A 22,735-nucleotide genomic window follows, 5' to 3' on the forward strand; every position below is an offset into this window, starting at 1 on the left:
AGGGGAGGGGTCATGTCAGGAACCGGTGACGCGCCGCTGGCCGGTGTGCGCGTGCTCGAACTCGGCGCCGGCTACGCCGCGCCGACCGCGGGGCGGATGCTGCGCGATTTCGGCGCCGAGGTCATCAAGGCGGAAGACCCGGTGAACGGTGACTACGCCCGCCAGTGGGTGCCGCAGAAGGACGGCCTCTCGCTCGGGTTCGGCCGCCTCAACAGCGGCAAGCGCTCCGTGGGCATCGACCTCCGCCAGTCGGGCGGCCGTGACCTGGTGCGGCGCTTGGCCGCCGAGGTGGACGTGGTCGTCGAGTCGTTCCGGCCGGGGCGGCTGGAGGGCTGGGGGCTCGGCTACGACGTGCTCAGCGAGCAGAACCCGAGCCTGGTGCTCACCAGGATCTCGGGCTTCGGTCAGACCGGGCCGTACCGGAACCGGCCCGGTTTCGGCACCGTGGCGGAGACGGCCAGCGGGTTCGCCCACATCAACGGCTGGCCCGAGCACCCCCCGACCTCGCCTCCGTTCGGGTTCGCGGATTCCATCGCGGGCATCTCGGCGGCGATGGGCACGGCGATGTCGTTGTTCCGCAGGGAGCGCACGGGACAGGGCGAGGTCGTCGACGTCGCGCTGTACGAGCCGCTGCTGTTCATCGTCGGCGACATGGTGCTGAAGTACACCGGGCTCGGCGAGGTGCAGGGCCGCATCGGCAACTCGACCGGCGCCGCGTCCCCGCGCGGCATCTACCGGTCGGCCGACGGCAAGTTCCTGTCGATCGCGGCGTCGAACCAGGTGATCGCGACGCGGCTGTTCACCGCGATGGGGCAGCCGGGCATGATCGAGGACCCGAGGTTCGCCACCGGGCCCGCCCGGCTGGAGCACGACGAACTGCTGCAGAAGCACGTCAGCGACTGGGTCGAATCGCTGCCCAGGGACGAGGCTCTCGCCGTCCTGGAGGAGCACGAAGTGGTGTGCGCGCCCGTCAACGACGCCTCCGACATCGTCGTGGACCCGCACTTCCTGGAGCGCTCCCTGATGAGCATCACCGGCCCCGGCGGTTGGGATTCGGTGATGACGCCCGGCCCGGTGCTGCACCTCTCCGGCTATCGGGGACCGGCCTACGACGGCGTGCCCCTCGTCGGCGAGCACACCCACGAGGTGCTGGGGGAGGGGCTGGGGCTCTCCGGGGACGAGCTGGGGGAACTCGTCGCCGGGGGTGTGATCACCGGACGCGGCGACGTTCCGGGGTGACCGGTCCCGGCCGGGCCCGCCCTGCGGTGGGCCCGGCCGGGGCTGCTACGGCTGCCCGCCGTCGACGGCGAGCACCGCGCCGGTGGTGTAGCTGGAGGCGTCGGACGCCAGGTACACGGCCATGCCCACGATCTCGTCCGGCCGGCCGCCGCGTTGCAGCGCGAAGCGCTGGGCTCGGGCGGCGAACTCGGCGGGATCCCAGGACGCGCTGACGTCGGTGTGGAAGGTCCCGGCCATGATGGCGTTGCAGCGCACCGACGGGCCGAAGGTGTGCGCGAAGCCGGTGGTGATCGCGTTCAGACCGGCCTTGGCGGCGGCGTAGGGCAGCACCGACGGCCGCGGGCGGGTGGCGGCCGCGCTGCTGATGTTGATGATCGACCCTCCGGCACCGTCGGCCATCTTGCTGCCCACCAGGGCCGAAAGCCGGAACGGTCCCTTGAGGTTGACCGCGATGACCTTGTCGAACAACTCCTCGGTGATGCCTTCGACGCTCTCGTAGAGCGGCGACATCCCCGCGTTGTTGACCAGCACGTCGACCTTCCCGACCCGCTGGTAGACGTCGTCGACGAGCTCGTCCAGCCGGTCCCACCGGCCGACGTGCGCGCTGATCGGGTACGCCTTGCGGCCTGTCTCGCGCTCCACTTCGGAGGCGGCTTGCTCGCAGGCTTCCTGCTTGCGGCTGGAGATGATCACGTCGGCGCCCGACCTGGCCAGCCCCAGGGCGATGGCCTTGCCCAGCCCCCGGCTGCCGCCGGTCACCATCGCCACGCGGCCGCTGAGGTCGAACGCACTGGTCGGATCGAAGGTCATGAGGTCACCTCGGCGTAAGTTGACGCGGGAAAATTCCTTGTTATGGTAATCATAAATATGCCGGAAGTCGAAGGAGCTGCGGTGGCTGACGCGGAGGATGGACGGCTGTTCGAGCTGTCGGAGAAGTACCGTGCGCTGCAACGGGAAGCCCGTGAGTTCGCGGTGTCCGTGCGCGACATCGCCGAGCGGGCCGACGAAGCCGGCGACATCGATCCGGAGATGCGCAAGCGCCTCGCCGCCAGCGGCATCGGTTCGATCATGGTCCCGGCGGAGTTCGGGGGCCGCTACGAGCGGGTCGACTCGCTCGCCGTCACCCTGGCGCGGGAGGCGTTCGCAGCCGAGAGCGCGCACCTCGACTCGCTGCTGGGCATGCAGGGGATCGGCAGCTACGCGATCAGCGCCGGGGGCGGCGACGCGGTTCGCCGCGAGTGGCTGCCCGCGGTCGGCCGGCTGGAAGCGATCGCCGCGCTGGCCCTCACCGAACCCGACGTGGGGTCGGACCTGAAGGCGTTGTCGACGACGCTGGAGCAGCGCGACGGCGAACTCGTCCTCAACGGGCGGAAGTCGTTCATCACCAACGCCGGTGACGCGGACTTCTACTGCGTGCTGGCGCGCGAGGGCGAGAGCTACTCGCTGGCGCTGGTGCCCGCCGCCACCGACGGGGTGTCGGTGGCCAAGCCCCACCAGATCATCGCACCGCACGTGCTCGGTGACGTGGTGCTCGACGAGGTCCGGGTTCCGGCGAGCCACCGGCTCGGGGCGCCGGGGGAGGGGTTCACCCTGGTGCTCTCGACCCTGGCGACCTTCCGGGTGTCGGTCGCGGGCGCGGCGGTCGGGCTCGCCACCGCCGCGCTGGAGGAAGCCGTCCGGCACGCCGCGGGACGCGAGCAGTTCGGCGTGAACCTGGCCCGGCTGGGCTCCGTGCCGGGCAGCTTGGCGACGTCGTGGACCGAGATCGAGATGGCCCGCTCGCTGACCTACCGCGCCGCGGAGGCCGCGGCGCGCGACCCGCTGGCGAACCTGCACCTGTCGTCCATGGCGAAGGTCGGGGCGACCGAGATCGCCGGGCGCGTGGTCGACCGGTCGGTCCAGACGATGGGCCGGTTCGGCCTCGTCCAGGGCAGCAAGATCGAGCGGTTGTACCGGGAAGCGCGTCCGATGCGGATCTACGAGGGCTCCACCGAGGTCATCCTCGACTCGCTGGCCAAGCAGCTCGTGAAGGGCCTGACCCGGTGACCGCACCGAAACGCGCCGTCGTCCGGTTCGCCGGTGACTCCGGGGACGGGATGCAACTGGCCGGTGACCGCTTCACCGCCGAGGCCGCGGCCTTCGGCAACGATCTGGCGACCCAGCCGAACTTCCCCGCCGAGATCCGCGCCCCGCAGGGCACGCTGCCCGGGGTGTCGAGCTTCCAGATCCACTTCGCGGACTACGACATCCTCACGCCGGGAGACCGGCCCGACGTGCTGGTGGTGATGAACCCGGCGGCGCTGAAGGCGAACGTCGGCGACCTCCGCGCCGGGGGCGTGCTGCTGGTCAACACCGACGAGTTCACCAAGCGGAACCTGGCCAAGGCCGGTTACGAGGGCGATCCGCTGGCCGAGCTCAGCGGGTTCGCGGTGCACGAGGTGCCCATGTCGACGCTCACCCGGGGTGCGGTCGAACCGGCCGGAGTGGGCAAGCGCGACGCCGCGCGGGCGAAGAACATGTTCGCGCTGGGGCTGCTGTGCTGGATGTACCAGCGCCCGACCGAGGGCACCGAGCGGTTCCTGCGCGAGAAGTTCGGGCGCAAGCCGGAGATCGGCGAGGCGAACGTGCTGGCCTTCCGCGCGGGCTGGAACTACGGCGAGACCACGGAGGCCTTCGCCTCCACCATCGAGATCCCGCCCGCGCGGCTGCCCGCGGGGACCTACCGGCAGGTGACCGGGAACGTGGCCCTGTCGCAGGGCCTGGTGGCGGCGGGCAGGCGGGCCGGGCTGCCGGTGTTCCTCGGCAGCTACCCGATCACACCGGCCAGCGACATCCTGCACGAGCTGAGCCGGCTCGCGCGGTTCGGGGTGACGACGTTCCAGGCCGAGGACGAGATCGCCGGGATCGGCGCGGCCCTGGGCGCGGCGTTCGGCGGGGCGCTGGGCGTGACGACCACCTCCGGGCCGGGACTGGCGCTCAAGGGCGAGACGATCGGGCTGGCGGTGATGACCGAACTGCCGCTGCTCGTCGTCGACGTGCAGCGGGGCGGGCCGTCGACCGGGCTGCCGACCAAGACCGAGCAGGCCGACCTGTTCCAGGCGCTGCACGGCCGCAACGGCGAATCGCCGGTTCCGGTGGTCGCGCCGAGATCGCCCGCGGACTGCTTCGCCACGGCCGTCGAGGCCGCGCGGATCGCCGTGACCTACCGGACGCCGGTGCTGCTGCTGTCCGACGGCGCGATCGCCAACGGCTCGGAGCCCTGGCGGATCCCGGAGCTCGACGACCTCCCGCAGATCGAACCCTCCTTCGCCGAAGCCGGTGCGGAGTCGTTCGCTCCGTACCGGCGGGACCCGGACACCCTCGCGCGACCGTGGGCGGTGCCGGGCACCCCGGGGCTGGAGCACCGCATCGGCGGGCTGGAGAAGTCGCACCAGGACGGTGCGATCTCCTACGACCCGGACAACCACGAGCTGATGGTTCGGTTGCGGCAGGCCAAGATCGACCACGTGGACGTGCCGGAGGCGGTCGTCGACGACCCGTCCGGACGTGCTCAAACGCTCGTCGTGGGCTGGGGGAGCTCGTACGGGCCGATCGGCGCGGCGTGCCGCCGGGTGCGGGACCGGGGCGTGCCGATCGCCCAGGTCCATCTGCGCCACCTGAACCCGCTGCCCGCGAATCTCGGCGCGGTGTTGCGGAACTACGAGCGCGTGGTCGTGCCGGAGATGAACCTCGGGCAGTTGTCGATGCTCTTGCGCGCTCGCTACCTCGTCGACGCGCAGCCGGTGACGAAGGTCGCCGGGCAGGCGTTCCTCGCCGAGGAGCTGGAGGAGATCCTGCTCGAGGTCGAGGCCGGCACGGTGGCCGCCACCGAGCGGAACAAGACGGCCGCGGCGCTCGCCGTGGCGCGAGGGAAGGAAACCGCGACGTGACCACCACTGCGGCCGGTGCCGACCTCGGACTCACCGCGAAGGACTTCACCTCCTCGTCGGAGGTGCGGTGGTGCCCGGGCTGCGGCGACTACCCGATCCTCGCCACGGTCCGCGGACTGCTGCCGGAACTCGGATTGCGGCGCGAGAACATCGTTTTCGTGTCCGGGATCGGTTGTTCCTCCCGGTTCCCGTACTACCTCGAGACGTACGGGATGCACTCGATCCACGGCCGTGCTCCGGCGATCGCGACCGGGTTGTCGGTCTCGCGGCCCGATCTGTCCGTCTGGGTGGTGACCGGTGACGGCGACGCGTTGTCGATCGGCGGGAACCACCTGATCCACGCGCTGCGCCGCAACGTGAACCTGAAGATCCTGCTGTTCAACAACCGGATCTACGGTCTGACCAAGGGCCAGTACTCGCCGACCTCCGAAACCGGCAAGATCACCAAGAGCACTCCGGAGGGCTCCCTCGACTCCCCGCTGAGCCCGCTGTCGCTGGCGCTGGGCGCCGAGGCGACCTTCGTCGCGCGGGCCTTGGACTCGGACCGCAAGGGACTGGGCGACGTGCTGCGCCAGGCGGCCGCGCACCGGGGCACGGCGCTGGTGGAGGTGCTGCAGGACTGCCCCATCTTCAACGACGGTTCGTTCGACCTGCTCCGCGCGAAGGACGAGGCGCCGAACCGGCTGATCCCGCTCGTCCACGGCCGGCCGATCGTCTTCGGCGCCGAGGGGGAGCGCTGCGTCGTTCGCCACGGCTTCGGGCTGCGGGTGCTGCCCACGGCGGAGGTCGACCCGCACGAGATCGTCGTGCACGATGCGGTCAGCGACGACCCGGAATACGCTTATGCGCTCAGCCGCGTGTCGAGCCAGGACCTCGAACACGCGGTGACCGGTGTGCTGCGCAGCGTGTCCCGCCCGGTCTACGACGACCTCGTGCGCGAACACCTGCGGAACGCCCGGAGCGGAGAGGCCGGCAGCGATGCCGAGTTCCTGGCCCACCTGAGCGGAGCGGACACGTGGACGGTGATGTGAAGTCCCCGCCCTCCGGCCGGTATGCTGCCAACCATTATGAGTGAATCGGTCAGCGTAGCGTGGGAGCGCCGTGGCGAGAAGGTGTCTTCCATCATCGCGCGTGAAATCGTGCGGGACATCGCGCAGCGCAAGCTCTCGCCGGGCGACATGCTGGAGTCCGAGAGCGTGATGCTCCAGCGCTTCCAGGTGGCGCGGGCGTCCCTGCGGGAGGCGCTGCGGGTCCTGGAGGTGCACGGGCTGATCCGCATGAAGCCGGGACCCGGTGGCGGCCCCGTCGTGTCGGAAGTGGACAGCCGCGAGTTCGGCCGGATGGCCACGCTCTTCTTCCAGGTGCAGGGCATCGAGTTCAGCGAGCTGGTCGAGGCCCGGCTGATCCTCGAACCGCTCGTCGCCCGGCTCGCCGCGGAACGGCACGATCCCTCCGACGACGAGGAGCTGCGCGAGATCGTCGAGCGCGGGTTCGCCGCGAAGACCGATGAGGACTGGCTCACGGCGAGCAACGCCTTTCACGCGAAGGTGTTGTCGATGGCGGGCAACGGCCTGCTGAGCCTGTTCGCCCGGGCGTTGAAGGACCTCTTCACCGAGCGCGCGTCCGGTGTGTACGTCGCCCGCCGACGCGACCGGGTGCGCCGGGTCCACGCCGACATCGCCGACGCGATCATCTCCGGCGAGCCCGAGGTGGCCGAACAGCTCATGCGCGAGCACATGAGCGAGTACGCCAAGACCATCGCCAAGCGCGAGCCGCAGCTCATGAACGAAGTCGTGGACTGGCGCTAGGGGAGCTGCTGGGGGACCGCTCCTGCCCCGGGAACGGTCCTGGGCGCATCAGACGTCGAGTTGGAGGACGCGGGTGAGGTTTCCGCCGAGCACGGCGGACTCCGCGTCGTCGCCGAGGTTGAGCGCGCGGATGGCCGCGATCTCCTTCGCGGGGTCGGTCATGGGCCAGTCCGAGCCGAACACGATCCGCTCGGTCCCGTGCCGGGTGATCAGCCGTCGCACCGTCGTGGGGTCGACCTCGCTGAGCGCGGGTGGCCAGGAGGTCTCCAGCACGACGTCCAGCCCGCGCAGCTCCTGCTCGGCCTCCGCCAGCATGTGATAACCGCCGAAGTGGCACGCCACCAGCCGCAGCTTCGGGAAGGTGCGCACGATCTCGCGGAGCATGCGCGGCGTGCTCAGATCGTTCACCGCCCCGCTGCCGCCCGCGCCGACGTGCACGATCACGCCGATCTCGTCGCCGAAGGCCTCGAACAGCTCCCAGAGCCGCTCGTGCATGAGCCCGTAGTTCTGGAACAGGGGGTGCACCTTCACACCGCGCAGGCCGTGGCGCCGCAGGCTCGCGAGGTTCTCCTCGACGGGGAGATCGACGTGCACGGTGCCGAACGGGGTGAAGGTCTCGCTGTTCAGCGAGGTGATGAACTCGTTGGTGCGGTCGACGTTCTTGGCCGCTCCGGCCACCCCGAGAGCGATGCTGTGACCGACGCCCTTGGTCGCCATCTCGGCCGCCAGCGAGCTCGCCTTGCCGTTGCCGACCGCCTGCAGCCCGGGCAGGCGGTTGGCGGTCAGCGCCCGCTCGGCGATGGCGTCCGGCCAGACGTGGGTGTGCGCGTCGATGATCATGTCTCTCCCCTTCATCGGATGAGGTAACCGCCATCGGCCACCAGTGCTTGGCCTGTGACCAGGGATGATGCGGAGGAGCACAGCCACAGGCTCGCATGCGCGACCTCCTCGGGGGTCCCGAGCTCGCCCTGGCGTGCCGTCGTCGCGGCCTCGGTGTCGCCGCGGGCGGACCGGGACCCGCGCAGCATCGGGGTGTCGATCGCCCCTGGGCAGACCGCGTTGACCCGCACCCCGGTGCCGGCGCACTCCAGAGCGGCGGTGCGGGTCAGCCCGATGATCGCGTGCTTCGCGGCCGTGTAGGCCGGGGATCCGGCCCGCGCCCGGAAGGAGCGGATCGACCCGATGTTGACGATCGCTCCCGGCCCGCCCTGGTCGACCATCTGCGCGAGCTCGTGCTTCAGGCACGCCAGCACCGAGGTCAGGTTGACCTCCACGACCTGTCGGAAGACCTCGACGTCGGCGTCGACGATCCGGTCGCTGTCCGGCGGGCACGCCGCGTTGTTCACCGCGCAGTCGAGCCGCCCGAAGCGGTCGGCCGTGGCGGCGACCATGTTCGCCACCTCGTCCGGCTTGGTGACGTCGGCGCGCACGAAGTGCGCCTCGCCCCCTCGGGAGGTGATCTCGTCCGCTGCTTCCCGACCTGCGTCGGCGTTGATGTCGGCGAGCACGACCCGGAAACCCGCGGCGGCGAACACCCGCGCCGTGGCGCGGCCCATCCCGGAGGCGGCTCCGGTCACCAGGGTCGCCGGTGCAGACGCTGTCTTCATCCACGCTCCCCAAATCTTGCAGATCATTATATTCAATTCTGGACGTGTCAAGGGCTCCGGATCGGGGGTGGAAATCCTTCCTCGGTGGTGCGCGCCTTTCTCGGAGGAGCCCCGCTCGCCTGATGCGCCTGGTCGCGCCTCCTGCTGGAGGGCGGCGCGGTGGTGTGCGAGCGGAACTCGCACGTCCCGCAAAAACGATTACTATGAATATAATGAACGGTATTGACTTCGGATGCCTCGCGAGCCAAGGTGTCTGTGTTGGCCGTCACGTCGAGGTGAATCGCACCGTCGACCTGCGGATCCGGTCATCGCCGCGTGTTTCAGCTGTTTTCAGCGTGGAGAACAGGAGGAAGGCGGATGTCCACAACCGTGGCCGCCCCCACCCCGCTCAAGAGCTACTCGAAGCTGTTCATCGGCGGGCGCTGGGTGAGCCCGTCCAGCGACCGCCTCATCGAAGTCGTCTCGCCCAGCACCGAAGAGGTCGTCGCGACCGTTCCCGAAGCGCGCGAAGCCGACGTGGACGCGGCGGTCGCCGCCGCGCGCAAGGCGTTCGACGAGGGGCCCTGGCCGCGCATGACCCCGGCGGAGCGCGGCGCGGTTCTCGCCCGCGTCGGCGCGGAGGTCGAGAAGCGGTTCGGCGACATGGCGACGGCGTTCACGGCGGAGATCGGAGCACCGGCCGCGGTGAGCGAAGCGTTCCACCAGAACGCTCTGAAGATGTGGGGCGACGTGTCCACCCTGCACGAGCGGGCCGTGTTCGAGGAGGACCGCGAGTGGGCCGAGGGACGCGGCAAGCTGGTCCGCGAACCCGTCGGCGTCGTCGCCACGATCATCCCGTGGAACGGGCCGGTGGCCACCGCGTCGTTGAAGATCGGCCCGGCGCTCGCCGCCGGATGCGCGGTCGTGCTCAAGCCCGCGCCCGAGGGACCGGTCAGCGTCATGATGCTCGCCGAGGCCTTGGAAGCCGCAGGACTTCCCGAAGGCGTCGTCAGCGTCCTGCCCGCAGGTCGCGAGGTCGGCGAGCACCTGGTGACCCACCCCGGCGTGGACAAGGTCGCCTTCACCGGCAGCACCGCCGCGGGCAAGCGGATCATGAGCCTGTGCGGCGAGCGGATCGCCCGGGTCACCTTGGAACTGGGCGGCAAGTCGGCGGGCATCATCGCCGACGACATCCCGCTGGGCGAGGTGCTGCCCACGCTCGTGCCGGCCGGGATCGGGCACTCCGGTCAGGTCTGCGCGGCGCTGACCCGGATCCTCGTGCCGCGGGAACGGCAGCAGGAGCTGCTCGACGCGATGGTGCCGATGCTGGAAGGACTTCCGGTGGGCGACCCCGCGGCTGAGGGGACCGTGCTGGGTCCGCTCGCCGCCGAGCGCCAGCGGGACCGCGTCGAGGACTACATCCGCATCGGTCTCGAAGAAGGGGCGCGGCTGGTCACCGGCGGCGGCCGTCCCGCCGGACTCGATCGCGGGTACTACGTCCAACCGACCGTCTTCGCCGATGTCCGCAACGACATGCGCATCGCCCGCGAGGAAATCTTCGGACCGGTGATCTGCGTGATCCCGTTCGACGGCGTCGACGAGGCGGTCGCCCTCGCCAACGACTCCGACTACGGGCTCTCCGGCGCCGTGTACGCGTCGGACGCGGCCCTGGCCGAGCAGGTCGCGCGCCGCGTGCGGACGGGGCAGATCTCGGTCAACACGTGGGGCATGTGCGTGGTGCAGCCGTTCGGCGGCTACAAGCAGTCCGGCCTCGGCCGCGAAGGCAACGTCGAAGGCCTTTCCGCGTACCTCGAAACGAAGTTGATCCAGTACAGCTGAGTTCGTCGGCGCGACGACACCGCAGCGACTCGCAGAATTCTCTCCCCCGCAAAGAGGTCCGCCATGGCTCTTGATGACGCAACATCCGGATTCCTCGCCCAGATGGCCGAGACGGGACAGCCCCCGCTGCACGAGATGGAACCGGAGCAGGCGCGCGGTATGACGGCGATGCTCAAGGACATGTACGGCGACGGCCCCGAGGTCGCGCGAAGCGAGTTGATCCAGGTTCCCGCCCAGGGCCGCACCATCCCGGTGCGGGTGCTGGTGCCCCACGACGAGGCTCGTGGTGTGGTCGTGTACTACCACGGCGGCGGTTGGGTGATCGGCGCGATCGACGAGTTCGAAGCGCTGGGCAGGCAGCTCGCCGACCGCACGGGCTGCGCCGTGGCGCTGGTCGACTACCGGCTGGCACCGGAACATCCCTACCCGGCGGCCGTCGACGACGCCTGGGACGCGCTGGTCTGGGTCGACCGCAACGTCGAGAAGATCTGCGGCAAGCGGGTTCCGCTGATCGTGGCGGGCGACAGCGCGGGCGGGAACCTGGCCGCCGTCGTGAGCCGGAAGGCGCGCGACAGCGACATCGCGCTCGCTCAGCAGGTTCTGGTGTACCCGGTGACGGACTGCGACTTCGACACCGCGTCCTACACCGACCCGGAGAACCAGCTCATGCTCAGCCGGGACAGCATGATCTGGTTCTGGAACCACTACGCCCCGGCGGGAACGCGGGAGAACCCGGACGCCTCCCCGGCGCGCGCCCTCGACCTCACCGGACTGCCACCCGCCGTGGTCCTGACCGCCGAGCACGACGTGCTCCGCGACGAAGGCCAGGCCTACGCCGAAGCGCTGGAGAAAGCAGGCGTCCCGGTGTCCCACCGGCGGTTCGCGGGCCAGATGCACGGCTTCTTCACCATGGTGAACCTGCTGCCCGGCAGCGAACAGGGGATCAGCTACGTGGTGGACGAGATCGACGAACGGCTCCGCGCGATCAGCTGACCGCCCAGACGAACCGCGGTAAATGCAGAGGAATCGAAGCGACCATCCGAGCGGATGGGCCGCTCACCCCGCGCCGCCCAGATGACGCCCCCCCGAGAAATCCCAACGGAATCTCCGAAGACTTCGCGAGGACGGGATCTTATGAACGACACGAGGAACATTCCCGCGCAACTCGACGCGGTGGTGGTCGGTGCCGGTTTCTCCGGTCTGTACATGCTCCACCAACTCCGCCGGCTCGGGATGAGCGCGAAGGTCGTCGAGGCCGGTGGCGACGTGGGCGGGACCTGGTACTGGAACAAGTACCCGGGAGCCCGCTGCGACGTGGAGAGCATGCACTACTCCTACTCCTTCGACCAGGAGCTGGAGCAGGAGTGGGAGTGGACCGAGAAGTACCCGGGTCAGCCCGAGATCCACGCCTACATCCGCCACGTCGCCGAACGGCACGACCTGCGCAGGGACATCGTGCTGAACACCAAGGTCACCGAAGCCCGATTCGATGAAGGCTCGTCCCGCTGGACGGTCCGGACCGATCAGGGCGACGAGGTGAGCGCGCGGTACTGCATCATGGCGGTCGGGTGCCTGTCGAAGCCGAAGATGCCGGAGATCCCCGGGATCGAGAACTACACCGGGAACTGGTACCACACCTCGCACTGGCCCGATGAGCGCGTGGACTTCAGCGGCCAGCGGGTCGCGGTGATCGGCACCGGATCGTCGGGGATCCAGGCGATCCCGATCCTGGCCGAGCGGGCCGAGGCGCTCACCGTCTTCCAGCGGACCGCCAACTTCAGCCTCCCCACCTTCAACGGCCCGATCGACCAGGACCTGGTCTCCCGGATCAAGGCCGACTACCAGCAGATCCGGGAAGAGGGGCGGATGTCGGGCTTCGGCATCGCCGTGGAAGCGCCCACCGAGTCCGCACTCGAAGTGGACGACGACGAACGCCACGCCAAGTACACGGAGCGGTGGAACCGGGGCAATCTCACGGGTGTCCTGCAGGCCTACACCGACCTGCTGACCGACGAGCGCGCGAACGACACCGCGGCCGAATTCGTGCGCGGCAAGATCCGGGAAATGGTGCACGACCCCGAGAAGGCGGAGATCCTCTGCCCCGAGGGCTACGCCTTCGGGACCAAGCGGCCCTGCTTGGACACGGGCTACTACGACACGTTCAACCGCGAGCACGTCGAACTGGTCGACCTGCGGGCGACCCCTCTCGTGGAGATCACCGAGAAAGGGGTGCGCACCACCGAGCGGGAGCACGAGTTCGACAGCATCGTCTTCGCAACCGGTTTCGACGCGATGACCGGCGCGCTGCTGTCCATCGACGTCGTGGGCCGGGACGGGGTCTCCCTGCGGGACAAGTGGGCCGAAGGTCCGAGCACCTACCTCGGACTGACCACGACCGGTTTCCCCAACCTGTTCACCATCACCGGCCCGGGCAGCCCGTCGGTGCTGAGCAACATGATCGTGTCGATCGAGCAGCACGTGGAGTGGATCAGCGACCTGCTGTCGCACATGTCCGAGCAGCGGCTCACCGTGGTGGAACCGACCGAATCCGCCGAGAAGCAGTGGACGGACCACGTGCAGGAGTGCGGTGAGGCGACGCTGTTCACCAAGACCGACTCCTGGTACCTGGGCGCGAACGTGCCCGGGAAGCCGCGCGTGTTCATGCCCTACATCGGAGGCGTGGGGGCCTACCGCGAGAAGTGCGACGAGGTCGCAGCCAACGGGTACGAGGGCTTCGCGCTGCAGGGTTCCTGACGCGGATCGACTGAAACACCCCCACTCCCGGCCGCCGTCCGCGCGGACGCCGGCGTCGTTCATCCCTTCTGCACGAGGAGACAAGACATGAAGACCCAAGGCGCGCTCTTGTGGGAGCCGGGAACCGGCTCGGGCTGGTCGGTGGAGGAGATCGAGCTCGATCCGCCGAAGAATCGGGAGGCGACGGTCAAGCTGGCCGCCTCCGGGATCTGCCACAGCGATGACCACCTGGACACCGGCGACATCCCGCTGCCGTGGGCGCCGATCCTCGGCGGCCACGAGGGCGCCGGTGTGGTGACCGAGATCGGGCCGGGTGCCGAAGGGCTCGAAGTGGGTGACCACGTGGTGTGCTCGTTCCTGCCCTCGTGCGGCCGGTGCACCATGTGCGTGAGCGGACGCTCGAACATGTGCGCCCTCGGCGCGGGCGTGCTGGGCGGCACCTCACCCGACGGCACCCACCGCATCCACGCCCGGGGCAAGGGCGTCGGGGCGATGTCGTACCTGGGGACCTTCGCGCCGTACGTGACCGTGCCGGTGGACGCCCTCGTCAAGATCGACGAGGACATCCCGCTGGAGAAGGCGGCGCTCATCGGATGCGGCGTGCCCACCGGTTGGGGCTCGTCGGTGTACGCCGCCGACATGCAGCTCGGCGACACCGTCGTGATCTTCGGCGTCGGCGGCGTGGGCATGAACGCGGTTCAGGGCGCTCGGCACCGGGGCGCGAAGAACATCATCGCGGTGGACCCGGTGGCCTACAAGCGCGAACGGGCGCCCGAGTTCGGAGCGACGCACACGGCGGAGAACGCCGAGCAGGCGGCGGAGCTGGTCTCGGAGATGACCAACGGCCAGGGCGCCGACCGGGTGCTCATCACGGTGGGCGTCGCGCACGGTTCGCTGCTCGAACCCGCGCAGGCGATGACCCGGCGCGGCGGCACGGTCGTGCTGACGGCCGCGGCACCGGTGACCCAGCGGGACGTGCAGATCGACCTGTTCACGTTCGCGATGTCGGGCAAGCGGCTGCAGGGAACGCTCTACGGGAGCACCAACTCGCGCAACGACATCCCGCTCATCACCGACCTCTACCGGCGGGGCGAGCTCAAGCTGGACGAGCTCGTGACGCGCACCTACTCCCTGGACGACATCAACACCGCGTTCCAGGACCTCCGCGAGGGGAAGAACATCCGCGGCGTGATCCTCTACGACTGAGGACCACCGCGCGGATCACCGAAGACGGCCATTCCCCGAGAAGTTCGAGTTCGGGAAGCGAGATCCCATGACCAGCACAGAGATTTCCGAGAAGACAGCAGCCGAGCTGGAGATCATCCAGGCGACGCACCGATACGCGCGGGGACTGGACAGGTTCGACCCGGAGGAGGCCCTGTCCGCGTTCGCCGAGGACGCGGTCTGGGACGCCACCCCGGTCGGCCTGGAGCGCTTCGCGGGGCGCGAGCAGATCAGGGCGTTCTTCGAGCGGGACGCGGACGCGATCGCGTGCCAGTTCCACATCATCACCAACCACGTGATCGAGTTCGACGCCGGTGATCGGGCGCACGGGACGAACTACGTGTTCTCCGAGGGCCAGACGAAGAGCGGGGCCAAGTTCAAGGCGGTGGCCCTCAACGAGGACACCTACGTCGCGACGCCGGACGGCTGGCTCATCGCCTCACGCGTGATCTCGGCCCTGACGCCGCCCGAACTGGACGGATTCGACGCATGAGCGGGGACCGGGGAAAGGACCTGATCAAGGCCTATCTGGACGCCGTGGGTTCGCTCAGCGTCGACGACATCGCGCCGCTGTTCCACGTGGACGGCCGGCTGGACATCCCGTACGCGCCGGAGGGCATCCCCCGCACGCTCGAGGGCCGGGCGGCGATCGATGAGTTCTACCAGGCGCTGCCCCGGATGGTGACGCCGATGAACTTCTCCGACTACCGGATCTGGGCCCTGGACGAGGAGGGGGAGTACGTCGCCGAGTACCGGTCGGACTCCTCGTTCAAGGCAACCGGTGCCGCCTACCGCAACGACTACGTCGCGCGGGTGACCGTCCGGTACGACGGGATCGTCCGGTTCGCCGAGTACTTCGACCCGATCCCGCTGGTCCAGGCGCTGGGCGGGACGGTGACGCCGGCGTCCGAGGCGGTGGCGGACGCCGGTCCCGCGGACCGCGGGGCGATCGAGGACGTGCTCAACCGGTACGCGATCGCCTACGACGAGAACGACATGAGCACGATGGCGGACTGCTTCACGCAGGACGCCGTGATGAGCCTCCGGGTCCAGGACGGCGATCTCATCGGGCCCTTCGAAGGCCGGGACGCCATCGTGCAGCTCATGCGGGATTCGCTGGCCACGCAGACCGACCAGCGACGGCACATCGTCACCAACGCGGTGATCCGCGCGGCCGGCGGGTCCGCGGCGTCCGTCGAGTCCTACCTGACGCTGATCTCCGTGGAGGGCAAGACGCTGACGGTGTTGTCGACCGCGCGCTACGAGGACCAGCTCGTGCGCGACGGCGGTGCGTGGCGGTTCAGCAAGCGCCACGTCCAGCTCGATCTCCCGTACTGAGACGGGTACCGATGCTGCGAGGAGCGGAAGCGTGAACCAGGGACTCATACCCGCCAAGTGGGCCGCGTTGTGCCCCGGTCAGCACGCCGTGTTCGACGTCCCGAACGACCGCCGGCTCACCTGGCGGGAGCTGGACTCGATGGTGCGGCGGCTGGCAAACGGCCTCGTCGATCTCGGGCTGAAACCGGGTGACCGGGTCGCGGTGCTCTCGCGCAACTGCGCCGAGTACCAGGCCCTGTACTTCGCCGCCGGTCGGGCAGGGCTGGTGCTGCAGCCGCTGAACTGGCGGCTGGCGGCCCCGGAGCTGGTGGCCATCGTCGGGGACGCGCGTCCCAGCGCGGTCATCAGCTCGCGCGAGTGGGCGGGCGCGGTCGCCGAGCTGCAGCGGCACGTCGACGTCCCGCACTGGCTGGAGTTCGGCGCGGACGGGGATGGCGGCCTGGAACGGCTGATGGACGCCGCCTCGGACGACGAACCCGAGTGGTCGTCGCAGGCGGGCGACGACGATCCGTTCTTCATCCTCTACACCGGTGGGACCACCGGGCGGTCCAAGGGCGCCCTGCACTCCCATCGCAGCGCGGCGGCCGGGATGCTCAACCAGACCGTGGCCGAGCGCATCGTACCCACCGACGTGTACATGCTGACCGGGCAGATGTACCACATCCCGGTGGTGCTCGCGATGAACTACCTCAAGCACGGGTGCCCGCTGGTGCTGGTGAACTTCGAACCGAAGCAGGCGCTGGAGGTCATCGAGGCCGAACGGGTGTCGGCGTTCCTGGGCATCACCACGATGCTGAACTGGATGATGGCCGTCGAGGGCTTCGGCGGGTACGACCTGTCCAGCCTGCGCAACATCCAGTACGGCGGCGGTCCGATGCCGTCGAGCATCGTCCGCCAGTCCCTGGAGTCGTTCCCCTGCACGCTGATCCAGGGCTACGGGCAGACCGAGGGGTCGACGATGTGCTTCCTGTCCCAGGAGGACCACGTGAACGCCCTCGCGGGATCCCGTCCCGAGCGGCTGCGGTCCTGCGGCCGCGAGGGGTTCGGCACCTCCGTGCGGGTCGTCGACGACGACGGCCGCGACGTCCCGCAGGACGGCCGGACGCCGGGCGAGATCATCGTGCGGTCCGAGGCGAACATGCTCGGCTACTGGAACCGGCCGGATCTCACCGCGCAGACGCTGCGCAACGGGTGGATGTGGACCGGGGACGTCGCCACCTGGGACGAGGACCGCTACGTCTTCATCGTCGACCGCGCCAAGGACATGATCATCTCGGGCGGCGAGAACATCTTCAGCGTCCAGGTGGAGGAGGCCGTCGCCCAGCACCCGGCCGTGCTCGAATGCGCCGTCATCGGCGTGCCGGACGACGAATGGGGCGAGTCGGTCAAGGCGGTCGTGGTGGTCAAGCCGGACAGCGAGGTGACCGAGCAGGACATCATCGAACAGGCGCGCCGACACCTGGCCGGTTATCAGAAGCCGCGTTCCGTGGACTTCGTCCACGAGCTGCCGAAGGCGCCGACCGGGAAGATCCTCAAGCGCGCGCTGCGGGAGCCCTACTGGGCCGCTCGGGGGCGCCATGTCTGACGGGGCGACCGCGCCGTCGGCGGCGGACGTGAGCAGGCAGGTGGGACGCCGCTTCCCGGGCGGGGAGTTCGTCGTCGAGCCGTGGCGCGCGTGGCTGGTCGCGGATGTCGTGCTGGACGAGCCCGGCGGGACGGTGGCCCACCCCCTGTTCGTCTGGATGGCCGCGACCGGTGCGATGGGGTTGAGCTGGGACGAGCTGTTCGCGTGGTTCGGCTCGACGGCGGCGGACGGCCCGATGTTCGGCGAGCACGAGACCTCGATCCACCGGCCGCTGGTGGTCGGCGGGACCTACGCGGTCAGCGGCGGGATCACCTCCGCGGACAGGAAGTCCGGTCGCACCGCCGGTGCGTTCGACCTCGTCGGCTACGAGCTCGAACTGCGCGACAAGGCCGACGGGGTGCACGTCGCGACCTGCTGGAACTCGCTCGTCTTCCCGCGGAGGCACTGATGGAGGTCGCGGTCGGTGCGCGGTTGCCGGAGTGGCGAGTGCCCGCGGTCAGCGCCGAGAAGATGAAGACCACGGCGGCCCTGCTGGCCGATCCCAACCCGATCCACTGGGACGTCGAGGTCGTCCGCGCGCTCGGCATGGGTGAGCGTCCGATCAACCAGGGCCCGCTGAACATGGGCTACGTGCTCAACATGCTCGCGGCCTGGAGCGGTGGGCACGACCGCCTGCGCCGATTTCGGGTGCGCTTCCGGGGCAACGTCTTCGCCGGCGACGAGCTCCGCGCCGGCGGTTCGGTCACCGGGGTGCGCGAAGAGGCCGGGATGACCGTGGCCGACTGCGACGTCTCGCTCGACGTGGTGGGCGGCACGACGGTCCTGAGCGGAACGGCCGCCGTCATCGTCGGGCCGGTGAACGAGGAGAACGCATGACACAGCACGACAAGCTGGAGTTCCAGCTGACCTACGGCGACTGCGACACGGTGGGGATCGCGTTCTTCGCGATCTACTACCGGTGGATGGAGCGGGCCTACACCTCGTGGATGTCCTCGCACGGCCTGCGCAGCGGGGAGCTGCCCGACCAGCTGGGCATCATCACCGTCGGCGCCAGTTCCGGTGCGGCCTACCTGCGGCCGGCGAGGGTGCTGGACCGGCTCACCTGCCAGGTGGTCCTCGATCACATCGGTTCCACGTCGTACTCGGTGGGCTACGAGTTCACCAGGGACGGGGAGCTGATCACCCGGGGACGCATGACCTACGTGTGCCGCGGGCTCGACTGGTCCAAGACCCCGGTTCCCGACGCGCTGCGGCGCGTCCTGGAATCCCTTCCCAGTCCGCACTTCTCCGTCCCCGCAGGAGTCTGACATGGCGCAGCGACCTCCCACGAGCGAGTCCAGCGCCCTCGCCGCGATGGTGCGGGCGCAGACGACGGTGGACCACCCGGCGCCCGACGACCTCGCGGCCCACCTCGCGATGGTGCGCGACATGCGGGATCGGGAGGCGATCCGGGATCTCGCGCTGCTCTACACCCGCGCGGTCGACGACTACGACCTGGAAGCGCTCCTCGACCTGTTCACCGACGACGGCGTCTTCGAGCGGCGGGGCAAGGCCGCCGCCGGTCGCGAAGGACTTCGCCAGGCCTACACCGAGGCGATGCGGGCCAACCGGACCATGGTGCACATCCCCGATTCCCACGTGGTTCAGCTGCTTCCCGGACGGCGGGCGACCGGATGGGCGGCCGGCCACGCCGAGCTGGTGATCGAGTCCAGCACGGTGCTCGCCGCGTTCCGGTACGAGGACGACTACCGCTGCGTCGACGACCGCTGGCGCTTCGAGCGCCGCTCGCTGACCTTCAAGTACGCCGTCCCGGCCGACCAGCTCGCCGACGGCCTCGCCGGCTCGGAGCGGATGCGCTGGCCGGGTGGCCGGGCCACCGCCGCCGACTACCCGGAGAGCCTGCCCACCTGGGCCGAGTTCCACAGCTGAGGCGGTCCTCCCGGCGAATCCGGGTGCGCTGGACCGCGATCCACAGAGAGGAGCATCTCGTGCAAGGACGGATGACGGGCAAGGTCGCGTTCATCACCGGTGCGGCACGGGGGCAGGGGCGCAGCCACGCGGTCCGCCTGGCCTCGGAGGGCGCCGACATCATCGCCGTCGACATCTGCGAAGACATCCGCACCGTGACGCCCTTCTACTCGCTGGCCACCGAGGACGACCTCGCTGAAACGGCGAAGGAGGTCAAGGCCCTCGGCCGCCGGGTGGTCGCCACGAAGGCCGACGTCCGAGACTTCGGCGCGCTCCAGAAGGCCTTCGACCACGGCGTCGCCGAGCTCGGACCGGTGCACACCGTCGTGGCCAACGCCGGGATCGCGACGGCGTTCCGCCAGACCTGGGAGCTCACCGCCGAGGAGTGGCGGGACATGATCGACGTGAACCTGACCGGTGTCCACCACACGGCCGCCGCGGCGATCCCCAGCATGATCGAAGCCGGCAACGGCGGTTCGATCGTGTTCACCAGCTCGATCGGCGGGTTCAAGGGCGTCCCGAACGTGGGGCACTACGTGGCGGCCAAGCACGGCATCGTGGGCCTGATGCGCACGCTCGCCAACGAGCTGGCACCGCACCACATCCGGGTGAACACCGTGCACCCGACCAACGTCAACACGACGATGATCCAGAACCCCGGGGTTTACGGGCTGTTCGCGCCGGATGATCCCGAACCCGGCCAGGACAAGGCGATTCCCGGTTTCCTGTCGATGAACTCGATGCCGGTGCCGTGGGTGGAACCGGAGGACATCAGCAACGCGGTGCTGTACCTGGCCTCCGACGAGGCGCGCTACGTCACCGGCGCCACCCTGCCCGTGGACGCGGGGGCCTACGTCAAGTGAGCGACCCGAGGTCGGGCGGTGCGCCGCGACCAGAGACGATCGGGGAGTCCGGCTCATGACCGAACAGCAGGCAGGTTCCTACGACGTGGTCGTGCTCGGCACCGGGGCGGCCGGATTGGTCGCCGCCCTGGTGGCCGCGCAGTCCGGTGCTCGGGTGGGCCTGTTCGAGAAGGGCGACCGCGTGGGCGGCACGACCGCGCTGTCCAGCGGTGTGGCATGGCTTCCGGCCAATCCGCGCGCGGCGGAGGCCGGTATCGCGGACTCGGAGGAACAGGGACTCGGATACCTGGGTTCCCTGTCCCACGGCAAGATCCTCCCCGAGCTCGCCGAAGCTTTCGTGCGCACCGGACCGGAACTGGTGGAGTGGCTGGACTCGTCGACCCCGCTGAAGCTCCGGCTCGTACCCGGATTCCCGGACTACCACCCGGAGAACCCGGGCGGGAAGCCCGGAGGGGGCCGGTCGCTGGAGCCCGAGCTGTTCTCCTTCGACCGCCTTCCTGGCTGGGACGACCGCATCGTCGGCGTCACGCGCCCGATGCTGGTGGCGGAGACACCGATCGGCGGCGGCACCGGCGTTCTGGATCCGGAGGTAGAGCGGCGTCGGCACGAGCGGAAGCTCGAAGGTCTCGGCCGCGCGATGGTCGGGGCGTTGCTCCGGGGGTGTCTCGACCACGGGGTCTCTCCGGTGGTCGGGGCGCGGGCGCGGGAGCTGGTCTTCGAGCGCGGGCGGGCCAGCGGCGTGCGGTTCGAGGGGCCGGCCGGCCCCGCTGAGGTGCGCGCTGGATCGGTGGTCGTCGCCACCGGTGGCTTCGAGTCCGATCCGGCGCTGGTGCGGGACTTCCTGCGCGGGCCGATGAGCATGCCGCCAGGGGTGCCGACCAACAGCGGCGACGGCTTGCGGATGGCGATGCAGGCCGGCGCGATGCTGGGCAACATGAGCGAGGCATGGTGGGTCCCGGTCGTCGAGTTGCCCGACCGGCATCCCGACGGGCGTCCGGTCGTGAGCCTCGTGCTGCGCGAGCGCACGCTTCCCCGGTCCATCATGGTGAATTCGAGGGGCCTGCGCTTCACCAACGAGGCCGCCAACTACAACGCGCTCGGCGGTGCGTTCCACCAGTTCGATCCCACGCGGTTCGACTACGTCAACCAGCCGTGCTGGCTGGTGTTCGACCACGAGCACGTGCGCCGCTACGGGGGATTCGGCGCGCCACCGGGCGGCCCCGCCGCCGACTGGATCGTCCGAGCCCCGAGCCTGGCCGAACTGGCCGAGCGAGTGGGCATCGATGGGGAGGCGCTCGCGGTCACGGTTCGGCGCTGGAACCGCCTGGCCGCCTCGGGGCACGACGCCGACTTCGGCCGGGGCGACAGCGCGTACGACGGGTGGTGCGGCGACCGCGCCGCGTACCCGGGGCGTGCGGCGACGCTGGGCCCGCTGGACGCGGCGCCGTACTACGCCGTGCCGATCGTGGCCAGCGCGCTGGGCACCAAGGGAGGTCCGCGCACCACTGCGGATGGTGAGGTGCTCGACGTGCGCGGTTCGGTGATCCCCGGCCTGTTCGCGGCGGGCAACGCGATGGCCGGGCCGACGGGGATGGTGTACGGCGGCGCGGGCGGAACGCTCGGGCCCGCGCTGGTGTTCGGCTATCGCGCGGGCGGGAGGGCCGCCGAGGAGGCCGGTCGACGATCTGTGCGCAGGCACGAATCCGTGGAGGGAACATGGGAAAGTTCGACGGCAGAGTAGCGGTGATCACCGGTGCGGCCAGGGGGCAGGGGCGTTCGCACGCGCTGGCCTTCGCTCGCGAGGGTGCCGACGTCGCGATCTGCGACATCGCGGCGCAACTGGACAGCGTGCCGTACCCGATGTCGGCGCGAAGCGACCTGGACGAGACCGCGCGGCTGGTCACCGGCCTGGGCAGGCGTTGCCGGACCGCGACCGTCGACGTCCGCGATGCCGGGCAGGTCGCGTCGTTCGTCGAGCAGGCCCACGCGGAACTGGGCCGGATCGACTACTGCCTGGCCAACGCGGGGATCTTCACCTTCTCCACGATCGCGGACATGGACGATCGGATGTGGTCGGAGATGGTGGACACGAACCTCACCGGAGCCTTCCACACGATGCGCGCCGTCCTGCCGGTGATGACCGAGCAGGGCGCCGGGCGCATCGTGGCCACCTCGTCGATGGCGGGGAAGATGGGCTACCCGAACGTCGCGCACTACTCCGCGACCAAGTGGGGCCTGATCGGCCTGGTGAAGTCGCTCGCCCAGGAGGTCGCTTCGCTGGGGATCACGGTCAACGCGGTCTGCCCCACGGGGGTCGACACCACGATGATCCAGAACGAGGCGGCGTACAAGCTGTTCATGCCCGATGCCGAGCACCCCACGCGGGAAGAGGTCGCGCCCTTGTTCCAGGGCGTCAACGTGATGCCGGTGCCGTGGGTCGAACCGGCCGACGTGTCGGCCGCGATGGTCTTCCTGTGCTCTGACGAGGCGCGCTACATCACCGGCGAGACGATCGCGGTCGCCGCGGGCGCGAACGCCGCGAACGCGGGCTGAACGGTGCGGGATCGTCGGCGGAGCGGTTCCACGACCACAAAACAATGAT

22 protein-coding genes are annotated in these 22,735 nt (G+C 69.9%); 19 read left to right on the top strand and 3 right to left on the bottom strand.

Annotation, left to right across the window (positions count from 1 at the left end):
- Nucleotides 1-12 precede the first annotated feature (12 nt).
- Nucleotides 13-1,239: a CaiB/BaiF CoA transferase family protein gene (locus QFW96_RS03940; RefSeq protein ID WP_281454127.1), complete on the top strand. Its 1,227-nt coding sequence runs from the start codon at nucleotides 13-15 to the stop codon at nucleotides 1,237-1,239.
- A 45-nt stretch (nucleotides 1,240-1,284) separates the two neighbouring features.
- Here the strand turns inward: QFW96_RS03940 and QFW96_RS03945 are convergent, their stop codons facing one another.
- On the bottom strand, nucleotides 1,285-2,049 hold the full coding sequence (locus tag QFW96_RS03945) for an SDR family NAD(P)-dependent oxidoreductase (protein ID WP_281454128.1): 765 nt from the start codon (nucleotides 2,047-2,049) through the stop codon (nucleotides 1,285-1,287).
- Between the two features lie 81 nt (nucleotides 2,050-2,130).
- Between QFW96_RS03945 and QFW96_RS03950 the strand changes: the two genes are divergently transcribed.
- From QFW96_RS03950 to QFW96_RS03965, 4 genes are all read left to right on the top strand, one after another.
- Nucleotides 2,131-3,285 carry an acyl-CoA dehydrogenase family protein gene (locus tag QFW96_RS03950; protein WP_281454129.1) on the top strand — a complete coding sequence of 385 codons (1,155 nt, stop codon included), beginning with the start codon at nucleotides 2,131-2,133 and terminating at the stop codon, nucleotides 3,283-3,285.
- A 50-nt stretch (nucleotides 3,286-3,335) separates the two neighbouring features.
- The gene (locus QFW96_RS03955; RefSeq protein WP_425524720.1) at nucleotides 3,336-5,168 is read left to right on the top strand and encodes a 2-oxoacid:acceptor oxidoreductase subunit alpha; all 1,833 of its coding nucleotides are present in this window, start codon (nucleotides 3,336-3,338) and stop codon (nucleotides 5,166-5,168) included.
- Complete coding sequence (locus QFW96_RS03960) at nucleotides 5,165-6,199, top strand: 2-oxoacid:ferredoxin oxidoreductase subunit beta (protein ID WP_281454131.1); 1,035 nt, start codon at nucleotides 5,165-5,167, stop codon at nucleotides 6,197-6,199. The genes QFW96_RS03955 and QFW96_RS03960 overlap by 4 nt, the downstream gene beginning before the upstream one ends.
- An 81-nt stretch (nucleotides 6,200-6,280) precedes the next feature.
- A complete protein-coding gene (locus tag QFW96_RS03965) occupies nucleotides 6,281-6,976 on the top strand; it encodes a FadR/GntR family transcriptional regulator (RefSeq protein WP_281454132.1) in 696 nt (231 codons plus the stop codon).
- A 48-nt stretch (nucleotides 6,977-7,024) separates the two neighbouring features.
- Here QFW96_RS03965 and QFW96_RS03970 read toward each other — a convergent pair whose 3' ends face one another.
- Nucleotides 7,025-7,816: an amidohydrolase family protein gene (locus QFW96_RS03970; protein ID WP_281454133.1), complete on the bottom strand. Its 792-nt coding sequence runs from the start codon at nucleotides 7,814-7,816 to the stop codon at nucleotides 7,025-7,027.
- A gap of 11 nt (nucleotides 7,817-7,827) precedes the next feature.
- Entirely contained in the window at nucleotides 7,828-8,583 is a 756-nt protein-coding gene (locus QFW96_RS03975) for an SDR family NAD(P)-dependent oxidoreductase (protein WP_281454134.1), read from the bottom strand.
- Between the two features lie 357 nt (nucleotides 8,584-8,940).
- Here QFW96_RS03975 and QFW96_RS03980 point away from each other — a divergent pair, with 357 nt between their 5' ends.
- From QFW96_RS03980 to QFW96_RS04045, 14 genes are all read left to right on the top strand, one after another.
- Nucleotides 8,941-10,401 carry an aldehyde dehydrogenase gene (locus tag QFW96_RS03980; protein ID WP_281454135.1) on the top strand — a complete coding sequence of 487 codons (1,461 nt, stop codon included), beginning with the start codon at nucleotides 8,941-8,943 and terminating at the stop codon, nucleotides 10,399-10,401.
- A 63-nt stretch (nucleotides 10,402-10,464) separates the two neighbouring features.
- Complete coding sequence (locus tag QFW96_RS03985; RefSeq protein ID WP_281454136.1) at nucleotides 10,465-11,394, top strand: alpha/beta hydrolase; 930 nt, start codon at nucleotides 10,465-10,467, stop codon at nucleotides 11,392-11,394.
- A 141-nt stretch (nucleotides 11,395-11,535) separates the two neighbouring features.
- Nucleotides 11,536-13,155 (top strand): flavin-containing monooxygenase, encoded by a 1,620-nt coding sequence (locus tag QFW96_RS03990; RefSeq protein ID WP_281454137.1) that lies wholly within the window; start codon nucleotides 11,536-11,538, stop codon nucleotides 13,153-13,155.
- 87 nt (nucleotides 13,156-13,242) lie between these two features.
- Nucleotides 13,243-14,361 carry an NDMA-dependent alcohol dehydrogenase gene (locus tag QFW96_RS03995; protein ID WP_281454138.1) on the top strand — a complete coding sequence of 373 codons (1,119 nt, stop codon included), beginning with the start codon at nucleotides 13,243-13,245 and terminating at the stop codon, nucleotides 14,359-14,361.
- A 67-nt stretch (nucleotides 14,362-14,428) separates the two neighbouring features.
- On the top strand, nucleotides 14,429-14,872 hold the full coding sequence (locus QFW96_RS04000) for a nuclear transport factor 2 family protein (protein WP_281454139.1): 444 nt from the start codon (nucleotides 14,429-14,431) through the stop codon (nucleotides 14,870-14,872).
- Entirely contained in the window at nucleotides 14,869-15,717 is an 849-nt protein-coding gene (locus QFW96_RS04005) for a nuclear transport factor 2 family protein (RefSeq protein WP_281454140.1), read from the top strand. Before QFW96_RS04000 ends, QFW96_RS04005 begins: the two co-directional genes overlap by 4 nt.
- A 31-nt stretch (nucleotides 15,718-15,748) precedes the next feature.
- Nucleotides 15,749-17,302: an AMP-binding protein gene (locus QFW96_RS04010; RefSeq protein ID WP_281454141.1), complete on the top strand. Its 1,554-nt coding sequence runs from the start codon at nucleotides 15,749-15,751 to the stop codon at nucleotides 17,300-17,302.
- A complete protein-coding gene (locus QFW96_RS04015) occupies nucleotides 17,295-17,750 on the top strand; it encodes a hypothetical protein (RefSeq protein WP_281454142.1) in 456 nt (151 codons plus the stop codon). Before QFW96_RS04010 ends, QFW96_RS04015 begins: the two co-directional genes overlap by 8 nt.
- Nucleotides 17,750-18,178: a MaoC family dehydratase gene (locus QFW96_RS04020; protein ID WP_281454143.1), complete on the top strand. Its 429-nt coding sequence runs from the start codon at nucleotides 17,750-17,752 to the stop codon at nucleotides 18,176-18,178. Before QFW96_RS04015 ends, QFW96_RS04020 begins: the two co-directional genes overlap by 1 nt.
- Complete coding sequence (locus tag QFW96_RS04025) at nucleotides 18,175-18,609, top strand: acyl-CoA thioesterase (RefSeq protein WP_281454144.1); 435 nt, start codon at nucleotides 18,175-18,177, stop codon at nucleotides 18,607-18,609. Before QFW96_RS04020 ends, QFW96_RS04025 begins: the two co-directional genes overlap by 4 nt.
- A gap of 1 nt (nucleotide 18,610) precedes the next feature.
- Entirely contained in the window at nucleotides 18,611-19,231 is a 621-nt protein-coding gene (locus QFW96_RS04030; protein WP_281454145.1) for a nuclear transport factor 2 family protein, read from the top strand.
- A gap of 59 nt (nucleotides 19,232-19,290) precedes the next feature.
- Nucleotides 19,291-20,133, top strand: a complete 843-nt coding sequence (locus tag QFW96_RS04035) for a mycofactocin-coupled SDR family oxidoreductase (RefSeq protein WP_281454146.1) — start codon at nucleotides 19,291-19,293, stop codon at nucleotides 20,131-20,133.
- Between the two features lie 55 nt (nucleotides 20,134-20,188).
- Nucleotides 20,189-21,874, top strand: a complete 1,686-nt coding sequence (locus QFW96_RS04040) for an FAD-dependent oxidoreductase (RefSeq protein WP_281454147.1) — start codon at nucleotides 20,189-20,191, stop codon at nucleotides 21,872-21,874.
- Nucleotides 21,850-22,686: a mycofactocin-coupled SDR family oxidoreductase gene (locus tag QFW96_RS04045; protein ID WP_281454148.1), complete on the top strand. Its 837-nt coding sequence runs from the start codon at nucleotides 21,850-21,852 to the stop codon at nucleotides 22,684-22,686. The genes QFW96_RS04040 and QFW96_RS04045 overlap by 25 nt, the downstream gene beginning before the upstream one ends.
- Nucleotides 22,687-22,735 lie beyond the last annotated feature (49 nt).

The organism is Saccharopolyspora ipomoeae, from assembly GCF_029952525.1.
Taxonomy (GTDB): Bacteria; Actinomycetota; Actinomycetes; order Mycobacteriales; family Pseudonocardiaceae; genus Saccharopolyspora; species Saccharopolyspora ipomoeae.